The sequence below is a fragment of the Adlercreutzia faecimuris genome, assembly GCF_022669055.1.
Lineage (GTDB): Bacteria > Actinomycetota > Coriobacteriia > Coriobacteriales > Eggerthellaceae > Enterorhabdus > Enterorhabdus faecimuris.
The window spans coordinates 474,760-485,610 of the sequence record NZ_JAJMLW010000002.1 but is presented as its reverse complement, the minus strand read 5'-3'; the positions used below and the strand labels follow the sequence as shown (position 1 = coordinate 485,610).

The 10,851-nt window shown below is 70.2% G+C and carries 12 protein-coding genes; 2 read left to right on the top strand and 10 right to left on the bottom strand.

Going from position 1 to position 10,851, the window contains the following annotated elements; all coding sequences use genetic code 11:
- Positions 1-5 precede the first annotated feature (5 nt).
- Positions 6-1,964, top strand: a complete 1,959-nt coding sequence (locus tag LPT13_RS07310) for a fructose-1,6-bisphosphatase (protein WP_242165092.1) — start codon at positions 6-8, stop codon at positions 1,962-1,964.
- On the opposite strand, the gene LPT13_RS07305 is transcribed toward LPT13_RS07310, so the two are convergent.
- A complete protein-coding gene (locus LPT13_RS07305) occupies positions 1,961-2,689 on the bottom strand; it encodes a TetR/AcrR family transcriptional regulator (RefSeq protein ID WP_242165090.1) in 729 nt (242 codons plus the stop codon). The genes LPT13_RS07310 and LPT13_RS07305 overlap by 4 nt on opposite strands.
- A gap of 141 nt (positions 2,690-2,830) precedes the next feature.
- Here LPT13_RS07305 and LPT13_RS07300 point away from each other — a divergent pair, with 141 nt between their 5' ends.
- Entirely contained in the window at positions 2,831-3,793 is a 963-nt protein-coding gene (locus tag LPT13_RS07300; RefSeq protein ID WP_242165088.1) for a DUF5692 family protein, read from the top strand.
- A 129-nt stretch (positions 3,794-3,922) separates the two neighbouring features.
- Here the strand turns inward: LPT13_RS07300 and LPT13_RS07295 are convergent, their stop codons facing one another.
- The 9 genes from LPT13_RS07295 to LPT13_RS07255 all read right to left on the bottom strand — a co-directional run bounded on the left by LPT13_RS07295 (position 3,923) and on the right by LPT13_RS07255 (position 10,473).
- Complete coding sequence (locus tag LPT13_RS07295; protein WP_242165085.1) at positions 3,923-4,195, bottom strand: hypothetical protein; 273 nt, start codon at positions 4,193-4,195, stop codon at positions 3,923-3,925.
- Entirely contained in the window at positions 4,192-4,608 is a 417-nt protein-coding gene (locus LPT13_RS07290; RefSeq protein WP_242165083.1) for a hypothetical protein, read from the bottom strand. The genes LPT13_RS07295 and LPT13_RS07290 overlap by 4 nt, the downstream gene beginning before the upstream one ends.
- Before the next feature lie 199 nt (positions 4,609-4,807).
- Complete coding sequence (locus tag LPT13_RS07285) at positions 4,808-5,272, bottom strand: HsmA family protein (RefSeq protein ID WP_242165081.1); 465 nt, start codon at positions 5,270-5,272, stop codon at positions 4,808-4,810.
- 36 nt (positions 5,273-5,308) lie between these two features.
- Positions 5,309-5,752, bottom strand: coding sequence for a PIN domain-containing protein (locus LPT13_RS07280; RefSeq protein ID WP_242165079.1), 444 nt, complete (start codon positions 5,750-5,752; stop codon positions 5,309-5,311).
- Positions 5,745-6,035 carry a hypothetical protein gene (locus LPT13_RS07275; protein ID WP_242165077.1) on the bottom strand — a complete coding sequence of 97 codons (291 nt, stop codon included), beginning with the start codon at positions 6,033-6,035 and terminating at the stop codon, positions 5,745-5,747. The genes LPT13_RS07280 and LPT13_RS07275 overlap by 8 nt, the downstream gene beginning before the upstream one ends.
- Before the next feature lie 107 nt (positions 6,036-6,142).
- Positions 6,143-6,775, bottom strand: coding sequence for a GyrI-like domain-containing protein (locus LPT13_RS07270; RefSeq protein WP_242165075.1), 633 nt, complete (start codon positions 6,773-6,775; stop codon positions 6,143-6,145).
- 37 nt (positions 6,776-6,812) lie between these two features.
- On the bottom strand, positions 6,813-7,673 hold the full coding sequence (locus tag LPT13_RS07265) for an AraC family transcriptional regulator (RefSeq protein ID WP_242165073.1): 861 nt from the start codon (positions 7,671-7,673) through the stop codon (positions 6,813-6,815).
- Positions 7,674-7,773: 100 nt separating this feature from the next.
- Entirely contained in the window at positions 7,774-8,931 is a 1,158-nt protein-coding gene (locus tag LPT13_RS07260; RefSeq protein ID WP_242165071.1) for a toxic anion resistance protein, read from the bottom strand.
- Positions 8,932-8,952: 21 nt separating this feature from the next.
- On the bottom strand, positions 8,953-10,473 hold the full coding sequence (locus LPT13_RS07255) for a 5-bromo-4-chloroindolyl phosphate hydrolysis family protein (protein WP_242165069.1): 1,521 nt from the start codon (positions 10,471-10,473) through the stop codon (positions 8,953-8,955).
- Between the last annotated feature and the right edge of the window lie 378 nt (positions 10,474-10,851).

Here is a 10,851-nt window from a genome sequence, read left to right as displayed (position 1 = left end):
CCCCCATGGACGAACGCGAGCTCCGCTACTTGAGACTGCTCTCCCAGTCGTTCCCGACCGTCGCCGACGCGGCGGCCGAGGTCATCAACCTGAGCGCCGTGCTCAGCCTGCCGAAAGGCACCGAGATCTTCGCGTCGGACATCCACGGCGAGCACGAGGCGTTCTCGCACCTGCTGCGCAACGGCTCGGGGTCGGTGCGCCTCAAGATCGACGACGCCTTCGGCGACATCCTCACCGCCGACGAGAAGCGCGACCTGGCCACGCTCGTCTACTACCCGCGCGAGAAGACGGCGCTCGCGCTCGACGGGCTCGACCGCGCCGCCGCCGACGCCTGGGTCACCACGGCGGCCGAGCGGCTGGTGGCGCTGTGCAAGCAGGCGTCGGGCAAGTACACCCGGTCCAAGGTGCGCAAGGCGCTGCCGCCCGAGTTCGCCTACGCGCTCGAGGAGCTCATGACCGAGAACAACCACGCCGTCGACCGCGAGGCCTACCACCGCGCCATCATCGGCGCGGTCATCCGCACCGGCCGCGGCCCCGCCTTCGTCGAGGCCCTCTGCCACCTGGTGCAGCGCCTGTCGGTCGACCACCTCCACATCGTCGGCGACGTCTACGACCGCGGCCCGGCGCCCGACGCCATCATGGACACGCTGGCCGGCTACCACTGCCTCGACATCCAGTGGGGCAACCACGACATCGTGTGGATGGGCGCGTCGCTCGGGCAGTGGGGCTGCATCGCGCACGTCGTGCGCAACTGCGCCCGCTACGGCAACCTGTCCATCCTGGAGGACGCCTACGGCATCAACATCCTGCCGCTCGCCAGCTTCGCCATGGACGCCTACCGCGACGACCCCTGCGTCGCCTTCGGGCTGAAGGGCGACCCCGGGCTCACCGAGTCCCAGCGCGAGCTGAACGTGAAGATCCAGAAGGCCATGGCCATCATCCAGTTCAAGGTGGAGGCGGCCCTCATCGACGACAACCCCGACTTCGGCCTGGATGACCGCAAGCTCCTGCACCTCATCGACCACGAGAGGGGCACCGTCGTCGTCGACGGCGTGACCTACGAGCTCACCGACCGGGTGTTCCCCACGGTTGACCCGGCCGACCCCTACCGCCTCACGCCCGAGGAGGAGGCGGTCATGCAGCGGCTCGAGCAGGCCTTCGTCGGCAGCGAGAAGCTCCAGCGCCACATGCGTCTGTTCCTGGAGGCCGGCAGCCTCTACAAGGTGTGCAACTCCAACCTGCTCTTCCACGCCTGCGTGCCGCTCAACGAGGACGGCTCGCTCAAGGAGGCGAGCGTCTTCGGCCGGCGCTACAAGGGCCGCGAGCTCTACGACGTGCTCGAGCGCTCCGTGCGCGCGGCGTTCTTCAGCCCCGACGCCGAGGAGCGCCGCCGCTGCCGCGACCTTCTGTGGTGGCTGTGGCTGAGCCCCTGCTCGCCGCTGTTCGCCAAGAGCAAGATGGCCACCTTCGAGCTCTACCTCATCGCCGAGAAGGAGGCGCGCAAGGAGGTCAAGAACCCGTTCTACTCGCTGCTCGACGACCCTGCGGCGATGGCCGTCGTCTTCGAGGACTTCGGGATGGACCCGGATGCGTCGCGCATCATCTGCGGGCACGTGCCGGTGAAGGCGAAGGACGGCGAGGACCCGGTGAAGTGCGGCGGGCGCGTGCTCACCATCGACGGCGGGTTCTCGCGCGCCTACCAGCCCACCACGGGCATCGCCGGCTACACGCTCATCTCCAACTCCTACGGCTTCGTGCTGGCGGCCCACGAGCCGCTCGAGTCGGCGGAGGCGGCGGTGGAGCGCGGGCTCGACATCCACTCGTCGCGGCGCGTGGTGGAGCGGGTGGAGCGGCGCACGCTCGTGGCCGACACCGATACCGGCGCCGAGCTCAAGCAGCGCGTGGCCGACCTCGAGCGCCTGCTCGCGGCCTACCGCCAGGGCCTCATCTCCGAGCGCGGCTAGCGCGGGCGCGCGCTGCCGCGGGGCTCTCGGGCCCGATCCCCGCCCCCGTCGTCGGGCGGGCGCGGGCTGAGCGGCGCCATGTCGAGGCGCAGGGTCTGCTCGACCACCTTCATCAGGTCGTCGTCGCTGATGCGGGGGTTGACCTTCACGAGTCCCACCAGCCCGAACACCACCAGGCAGAACATCTCGTAGACGAGCTCTATCTCCAGGTCGTGCCAGGCCGCGTACTCCTTGGCGATATGGTCGTTCAGGCAGGCTGCCGTCTCCTTGGTGGCGCGCACGTCGAAGGCGTCGCGGATGCCCAGCTCCTCGAGCACGCCGATCATGGGCCGCGGCTGTCCCTCCGCGTCGTAGAGCGCGTAGCGGAACGTGCGCACGCAGGCGCGCAGCGACCCGGCCGTGTCGCCGAAGACACGCGACTCGTTCCAGACGATCACGCTCTCCACCAGGTCCTCGACGTAGTCGTCGATGAGGGCCTCGACCAGGCCGTCCTTGCTGCCGAAGTGGTAGTACACCAGCTCGCGGGTGACGTTCGCCTCGCGGGCGACGGCGCCCACCGTGGTGGCGCGCACGCCGTCGCGCTCGAAGAGCTTGCGCGCGGCGGCCAGGATGACGCCGGGCGTGCCGGTGAGCCGCCGGCTCTCGGCCAGCGTGCGGCGGGCGGGGCGCTCGGCGGCCGCCGCCTCGCGCGGCGTGCGCTGGGGATAGTGGGACAGGGGCCTCACCGGACCTCCTTCCGTTCGGGCCGCGTCGCGGCTGCCCGGCCTCAGGATTTCACAAGTCAACGGGATATGTGAAAGAAATGCCCGTCTGCCCATTTTAGGCTATGGCCATCGAAAGGTTGGGGTAATCGAAGGAGGCAGATCATGGGAATCCTCTACGAGGCAGCCGATCCCATCTACTGGGCCATCTGGCTGTTCGTCCTGTTCGCGCTCATGGCGTTCAACGAGCTCGGGCGCGTGAAGCTCTGGTGCGGAATCGTCCTGTTCGCGGCGGTGCCGCTCGCGCTCACCGTGTTCGTGTGGCCCACCACCGCCGCGCCGGGCAACGAGTACGGCACGGGCACGTGGTTCAACTGGGTCAAGACCTACTCGGCCCTGGCCGGGTGCCTCGGGTTCATCGCGCTGCGCTTCGTCAAGTGGACGGGCGCGGACGGCAAGGTCCATCACCTCTACGAGAAGAAGTGGGCGCTGTGCTTCCCGCCGCTGATCCTGGCCATCAACATCGCCGAGGCCGTGGCGCGCGACTTCCAGGTGTTCAGCTTCGCGCTGTGGGAGGGCGGCGTGGTCGAGAACCTGTGGACCATCTCGGGCCCGTGGAACATCATGAACGGCATCGCCGGCATCCTCAACATCCTCACCATCTGCGGCTGGTTCGGCATCATCATCTCCAAGGATCCGGCGCGCGACATGATCTGGCCCGACATGATCTGGGCGTGGGTCATCGCCTACGACCTGTGGAACTTCGCCTACACCTACAACTGCATCTCGGATCACTCCGCCTACTGCGGGCTGGCGCTGCTCCTGGCCTGCACCATCCCCACGTTCCTCATCAAGCGGGGAGCATGGCTGCAGCACCGGGCGCAGACGCTCGCGCTGTGGATCATGTTCGTGATGACGGTGCCCCAGTTCGCCGACGTGCTGGCACCCATCCCCACCACTCACAACCCCACGGCGTTCTTCGTGGTGAGCCTGGTGGCGCTCGCGGCCAACGTGGCGCTGGCGGTCTACCAGCTCGTCCGCGTCCGCAAGCTGCGCCTCAACCCGCTCAAGGATGAGATCTACGCGGGGACGCGGCCCTACGAGCGCGTGCTGGAGGAGAACAAGTAGCGGCTTGACGCCCGCATGCCGGCGCTGCCGGCAGGACTGGCGAGGGGCGCGTCCGGTGTCGGGCGCGTCCCTTTTCGCGTGGGGGGGCGTGGCGGATGACCTCCGGTCGGGGGGCTCGCGGGCGCGCCTCTAGCGGCGCTCGTCGACGTAGAGCTTGTTGCTCCGGGGGAACTCGCGCTTGAAGGCGTCCTTGACCAGGCGCTTTCCCGCGCCACCGGCGGGCAGCGGCGTGCGGGCGCGCTCGAAGCCGTCCTCGAAGAGCTCCCAGGCGCCCTCGGCGTCGCGCTCCAGGGCGACGGAGCGGTCCTTCTTGAACGTGAGCAGGGTCAGGGTGCGCAGGCCGGCGTCGCCGGGCGCGCTCATGAGCCGCGCCTGGGCCTGCTTTGCGGGCATGAGCCTCATGGGCGCCTCCTCAGGAACCGGTCGAGCTCGGCGGTGAAGGCGCGCTTCTGGAGGGTGGGGGAGAGGTAGATGACCGTGGCCTCTCCGTCGCGGACGCTGAAGGCGGCGCGCACCGAGCCTGCGGAGGCCTCGTTGACGCGGCACTCCCAGACGGGCTGGCCCTCCCAGCGCTCGGCGGTGGCGAACTTCGACTTGAACAGCCCGTGGGCCAGCTGGGACTCGACCGTAGCGGCCACGCGCCCCTCGAGCGCCGGGTGCTTGCGCAGCAGCGCCTGGCAGCCCCGCTTGTCGAACGTCACCTTGTCGGCGGCGTCTCGCGCCGAGGCCGTCGGGGCTGCTGTCGGGGCTGCCGAGCCCGTTGCCGCCGTGCTTGCCATGCCCGTCGCGCCCGCCGCTGCGCCCGCCTTCGCCACGATGCCTCCCTTCCGCGCGTACCACATGGCCCTACTCTAGCGAGCCGCGGCAGGGACGCCCCTTGCGTCCGCCGGCTGTTGCCGGCCTGCCCGCGCCCGTGCGCCAAAACGTGACGAAGGGTCGCACCCCGCGGCATGAGGACATGCCGGGGACGCGGCCCCACGCGTTGCATCTGGCGCTTGGCCCGCGAGGCGCTGCCTAGCGATGGGCGTGGACGGCCTTCCTACGGTCGAACCCGAAGATGACGGCGGTCAGCAGGCCCGCCACCACGAGGCTCGTCCCGATGGCGCAGACCGACTGCAGGTGGATGGCAGGGATGCCCACCAGCATCCCGATGATGTAGGGCACGAGCCACGCCAGCCACACGATGGTGCTGAAGGTGTGGAAGCGGCGCTGGGCCTGCAGGCTGCCGCGGCGGTAGGTGATGGTGGCCCACAGGGCGTGCACGAGCATGAGGATGATGGCGGCCATGCCCGTGAGGGCGTGGATGCCGAAGCCGGTGGCCGCCGATTGCCCAGCGATGGCGCTCATGGTGAGGGTGCCGGTGGTGTCGCAGGCCAGGCCGGCCCAGAAGAGCAGCACGTAGCGCAGCGAGAGCGAGCCGTGGCGGCGCTCGCCGAAGACGCCCCAGGTGTAGAAGAAGACTGTGCAACGGCTGCCCATCGCCCGGGGCGCCGGGGCAGGCTGTCTTCTGCCATGTCAGTCGGGTAAGTCGATCTCCTCCGTCGTACAGAACAGGTCGATGTACTCCTGGGCGGAGAGCCGTCTGATGGGGGAGCGCGCGAACGTCTTCTCATCCCTCGATATGATGAAGTCGACGGACAGATCCTCAGCGCAAGCCCTGATGATGCCGTCTTCGAAGTCCGGCTCGTCTGAAAGCGCGGCGAGCCGGCAGAGCGCGCCATCCACGTCCGCGACGGTGAGCAGGTTCATGGTGGCGAGGACGAAGGATCGCGCTGCGCGCTCGTCGGCGTATTTTGAGAGGACGTAGTAGACGTCCTTGAGCGAGAGCGCCGAGACGTAGCCGATGACGTCCTCGTAGACTAGCTCGTCGACGAGGAGCGTTGCCGCCGTCCACCCAGGGCGCTCTCCCATCGCCGCGTCGAGGAGGATGTTGGTGTCGATGAGCAGGCGCCTAGTCATAGCGGCTCGCTATGAGCTCGCGTATGCCCTCGTCGGAAAGGCATGCCACCTCGGGGTTGCGCACGTGGGCGGAGAACCCCCTTATGAGGGACGCTGCCGCCTTCTTTCTTGCGTCCTCCTCCGCTTGGGCGGGGCGCGGGAGCGATCCGGTTGCCTTGATCGAGCCGAGGAGCACGGTTCCGCAGTACTGCCCGTAGGACATCCCGTACTCGCGGCGCGAGAGGGCATCGGCGAAGGCGAGCTGTTCTTCGTCAGCCCGGCTCGAGAACGTTCGCGTTGCCATTGCCAGCACCTCCTGTAAACGTGTTTACGATTATATCAGCAAACCTATTTACAAACAAGTGTTCTTAAATAATCGCAGCAAGAAAGAAGGTGAACGCGCCGCAACCCCTAGGCCGGGCGTGCGGGCAGGCGGATGACGGTCTTGAGCTTCTCGGGGGCGGTGCGCCGCGGGTCGGAGAGGTAGATCTCGTGGTGGCGCCGCTGCGGCGTCAGGTCGATGGTGAGCCCCTCCTCCTCTGCGAACCGGTGAAGCTCATCGATGGCGGGCGGCTCGTCGTCGTAGGGGCCGACGTGGAGGCGCTGCACGCACAGCCCCTCGTCCAGGGTCATCATCCGCACGGCGGAGAAGTCGCCGCCCTTCTTGCGCTCGGCCTCACCTCGGGCCCACTCGAAGATCTCGGGCGTCACGAAGCCCGGGAGCCGGATGCAGCTCGTCCACGCGAAGTCGTCCTTGCGGGCCGGGTCGAACGCGCCGGCGCCGTCGAGCGTCCAGAGGCCCTCCAGCGGCGGCACGACGTAGGCGAAGTACCCGGGCAGGTCCACGCCGGCCTTCGGGGCCATCTTGAGGGTGAACGAGAGGCCGTAGAGCAGGCCGAGGGCGCGCTGGTAGGCGCCGTCCGGCTCGTTCGGATCACCCCGGCCGTCCACGGCGACGTAGGTCGCCGGCGGCACGGTGACGACGCCGGGCGTGCGCGGCGGCTGGTAGAGCTCCTTGAGCTCGCGCTTGTAGTCGTAGGGCATGGGGCTTCTCCTTGGCTTCTCGGCGGGCGCGGCGGGGCTAGCGGGCCGGTCGCACGGGCAGCCAGACCTCGCTGCGGCTGTCGGGGGCGGTCATGCCCGGCGTGAGGTAGCGCTCGACGTCGGAGCCGGTGGCCCACTCGAAGCCCGACGCGGGCAGCCACTCCGTGAGGATGCGGTGCCACAGCTCGTTCATGGCTTGGGGCATGGGGCCGACGCACTCGAAGACGGCGTAGGTGGCCGCCGGCACCACGCGCTCGGCCATGGCCGGCGGGCAGGGCGCGTCCGTGGCCACGCAGGCCATGTAGCAGTCGAAGGCACCGTCGCGGCAGAGCTGCACGCCCAGCAGCCCCGCCGGCTCGCTGCCGTCCATGAGCGCGAGGATCTCGTGGATGCGCGGCCCCAGCTCGGCCCAGTAGGCGGTGGCCTTCTCCCCGGCGTCCTCGACGTTCCAATCGCCATTGCCGGACGGCACGCCCACGACGCGGAACGCCGGCTGCTCGATGATGCGGTAATCCATAGGTTCTGCCCCCTTCACGGACAAGGTGAACGTGAGGCGCGGGTAAGTCGCCAGCTGGGCTCCCCCGTGGCGCGCCGCGCTGGGGGCCACCCCGTGCACGGCCTTGAACGCCCGGTTGAACGCGGTGGGCGACTCGTAGCCGTAGCGCAGGGCCACCTCCGCGACGCGCGCGTCGCCCGCCAGCAGGTCGGCCGCTGCCCGGGTCATGCGCCTCCGGCGCACGTACTCGGGCAGCGTCATCCCCGTAAGGTAGGGGAACATCCGCTGCAGCTGGAACGACGAGCAGCCCGCCTTGCGGGCGAGGGCCTCCCAGTCCAGGGGATCGCCCAGGTGCTCCTCGAGGTAGGCTATCGCCGCGTTGAGGTTCTCCAGCAGGTTCATGCCAACGTCTCCTTACGGCTTCCATTCTAGGCGAGCGTTCTTCTCCCGTCCTCGCCGAATCCGAGCAGGAGCGGAGAGCGTCTCGGCGGGCGCGGCAGGGCTAGCCGCGGAAGGAGAGCAGCTTCTCCTTGAGCTCGGCCTCCATCTTGCGCATCTCCGCCTCGGCCTCGGCCCGCTTGGCGCGGCCCTCCTCCTGGATGCGCATGACCTCGTCGAAGGTCTGGATGAGGTTGTCATTGGCGGCGCGCAGGGTCTCCACCTCCACGATGCCGCGCTCGCTCTCGCGGGCCACCTCGACGGTGGACTGGCGCAGCTTCTCGGCGTTCTTGCGCAGAAGCTCGTTGGTCATGTCGGTGACCGCCGTCTGGGCACGCAGGGCCGCCTCGTTGTTGGCCAGGCCCAGGGCGAGCACCATCTGGCTCTTCCACAGGGGGATGGTGTTGACGAGCGTGGTCTGGATCTTCTCTATCATGAGGGCCTCGTTGTTCTGCACGAGGCGGATCTGCGGGGCCATCTGCAGGGCGATGGTGCGGGTGAGGTCGAGGTCGGAGAGCTTCTTCTCGAAGCGGTTGCAGGCGGCCTCCAGGCGCTGGGCGGCCTCGGCGTCCTCGGTGCGGCCGGTGGCGCGGGCCTGCTCGGCCAGCTCGCGCAGCTCGCCCTCGCGCACCTGGGCCAGGCGCTTGCGTCCGGCCAGGAGGTACATGGTGAGCTCCTTGAAGTAGGCCAGGTTGAGCTCGTAGAGCTGGTCGAGCATGGCGGCGTCCTTCATGAGGGTCACCTGGTGGCCCTCGAGCGCCCGCACGATCTTGTCGACGTTGGCCTGGGCCTTGTCGTAGCGCGCCTTGAGGGCGGTCACCTTGTCGGCCTGGCGCTTGAAGAACCCGAAGAGGCCCTTCTCCTCGTCGGCGTCGAAGCTCTTGAGCTCCGTCACCACGCTGGCGATGAGGTCGCCGGCCTCGCCGAGGTCCTGGGTGCGCACGCGGTCGAGGGCCGTCTCGGAGAAGTCGGCCATCTTCTTCTGGGCGCCGGCGCCGTAGGTGAGCACCAGCTGGGAGTCGGCCAGGTCGATCTGGCCCGCGAAGGCGTCCACCTGGGCGCGCTCCTCCTCGCTCAGCATGTCCTCGAGGGAGGGGGCCGCGGCCGGGGACTGGGCGGGCTCGGCCTGGAGGATGGGGGCGGCCGGGGCCTCGGCGGCCAGGGGGTCGAGGGTGAGCTCGGGGACGGGCAGCGAGCTGATCTTGGCCATCTCGTCGGTCATGGCGGTTCCTTTCTCGGGCGCCTAGGCGTCCTGGGCGGGGCGCGGGGCGCCGGGTGTCTGGTCGAAGGGGCTCTCGGTCAGGCCCTCCTGCGCGAGCACCGCGTGGAGGACGGATATGTCGGCGGACACGTCCATGGCCACGGAGCGGAACGTCTCGTCGAGGAGCTTCTCGTAGGCGCCGCGCAGCGTGTCGAGGGTACGCTCGATCTGATGGCGCGACCGGGAGATGTGCTCGCCTTGGACCGGCTGCTCCTCCAGGTCGTCGTAGGCCTCGAGCAGCCGGATGGTGGTGGGCAGGTAGTAGCCGGCCAGCCGGTCGAGCGCGCTCGCGCACTCCGGCTCGTCGCGCACGCGGTCGAGGATGCGCGCCACCACGTCCTCGATGGCGGCGATCTTGGCGCTCACGGCGGCGTCGGCGATGGCGTCGTTGAGCTCGGCGATGCGCGTGAGGGAGCGGGTGCCCTCGTCGATGACCGCCCGCGCGTCGGCGGGCAGCGCGTCGTCGGCCTCGCGCTGGGCCCGTTGCCGGCGCGCCTCGTCCTCGGCAGCGCTCTGGGCGAGGCAGCGCTCCTGGTAGGCGGCCTGGGCGGCGCGGTACTGGCGGTAGACGTCGTCGGTGACCATGAGGCAGGTGCCCTCGTCGTCGATGTGGCCCTGGGGCAGCAGCCCCCGGCGCAGCATCCGGCGGCTCGCGGCGAGGGCGCGCTTCTCGCTGACCTGGGCTTGGACGGCCAGCTCCTTGAAGGTGCACACCTCGCGCTGGCTGAAGGCCCGGCGGAACGCCTGGGCGAGCCGCGCCGTGCCGAGGCGCCGGATGCCGGCCGCGAGCGGCCAGACGCACAGCGCCGCCCCCGCGCCCATGGCGAGCGAGGCGGGAAGCCAGCCGGTTTCGCCGGCGGCGATCGACCCGAGCGTGAAGAAGACGTCTCCCAAGCCGAGGCTGACGACGCCATAGGCACCGAGGAACGTGAGCGCCGCGCCCGCGGCCGTGAGGCCGACGGGGGACTTGAAGCGCGCCTTGAGCTGCGCGAGCTGCTGACGTTCGGCCGCCCGGGCGCTGAGCGCCGTGGAGGCGGCGGCCCAGGGGGCGGAAGCGGAGGCGGCGGGGCTGCCCTGCGCGGGGGCGGCACCGGGGACGGACGCGCGGGCGGCACCCTGCGCGCCCGGCGGGGGAGCGGCGGCCTCGCGCGCGGCGGCGGCCTGGCGCTGACGCTCCGCTGCGCGGCTGATGACGCCGCCGAGGGCGCTGCCCGCCTGGCCCAGGCCGCGCCCCACGGCCTGCGACACCTGGTCGACGGTCTCGCTGATCTGGCGGCAGAGCTGCTCGAAGTCCTCCTCCGACATGCCGGGCGGTGTGGAGGAGGGCCCCGGGGCGCTCGGGCCGGCGGCGGGGCCGGGCTGCTGCGGGCGCGCGGCGGCGCGCCGGTCGGCCCCGGGCGTCTGCGGTCGCGCGCCGGGCGTGCCGTAGCAGGCGTCGTAGGGCGTCTGCGGGCGGGCCGCCTCGTGCGGTCGCCCGTTGCTGTGGGGATTCTGCGAACCCATGGGCTCCTCTCGAGCTTGTCGCGCGGCGTCCTCGCGCCCCGCGCACCATAATCGCGAAAATTCTACCACTCCGTGTTGCTCGCCCCGGATCCCTCGCCCAAATCCCACAGTTGCGCCGCGCGGCGACCCGCGAGGGGCGCCGGACGACGGCCGATTCCGCCTGACGCCCGCCCGGTCGGCCGGCGCGGCCGTCTGCCCGCCCGCCTGCGACCCGGGTGCCTGCCGCATTGCTCGCGGCGCCAGCTTGCCCGGCGAGCCTTGGCCCGCGTCGCCGCGGCCTGCTCGTCCACGGCGCTGCCGCGCAGTTTCCGCGTCTAAATTGGCCAAAATCCACGGTTTGACGACGATCGGAGCCGGTTTTGCCCCGGTTTCGGCGAC

Excerpts from the sequence above, each read along its gene's own strand:
- LPT13_RS07265 (WP_242165073.1), bottom strand. The coding sequence starts at position 7,673 with ATGAACCTGCTGGAGAACCTCAACGCGGCGATAGCCTACCTCGAGGAG.
- LPT13_RS07255 (WP_242165069.1), bottom strand. The coding sequence starts at position 10,473 with ATGGGTTCGCAGAATCCCCACAGCAACGGGCGACCGCACGAGGCGGCC.
- LPT13_RS07300 (WP_242165088.1), top strand. The coding sequence starts at position 2,831 with ATGGGAATCCTCTACGAGGCAGCCGATCCCATCTACTGGGCCATCTGG.
- LPT13_RS07260 (WP_242165071.1), bottom strand. The coding sequence starts at position 8,931 with ATGACCGACGAGATGGCCAAGATCAGCTCGCTGCCCGTCCCCGAGCTC.
- LPT13_RS07295 (WP_242165085.1), bottom strand. The coding sequence starts at position 4,195 with ATGAGGCTCATGCCCGCAAAGCAGGCCCAGGCGCGGCTCATGAGCGCG.
- LPT13_RS07280 (WP_242165079.1), bottom strand. The coding sequence starts at position 5,752 with ATGACTAGGCGCCTGCTCATCGACACCAACATCCTCCTCGACGCGGCG.
- LPT13_RS07270 (WP_242165075.1), bottom strand. The coding sequence starts at position 6,775 with ATGCCCTACGACTACAAGCGCGAGCTCAAGGAGCTCTACCAGCCGCCG.
- LPT13_RS07285 (WP_242165081.1), bottom strand. The coding sequence starts at position 5,272 with ATGGGCAGCCGTTGCACAGTCTTCTTCTACACCTGGGGCGTCTTCGGC.
- LPT13_RS07310 (WP_242165092.1), top strand. The coding sequence starts at position 6 with ATGGACGAACGCGAGCTCCGCTACTTGAGACTGCTCTCCCAGTCGTTC.
- LPT13_RS07275 (WP_242165077.1), bottom strand. The coding sequence starts at position 6,035 with ATGGCAACGCGAACGTTCTCGAGCCGGGCTGACGAAGAACAGCTCGCC.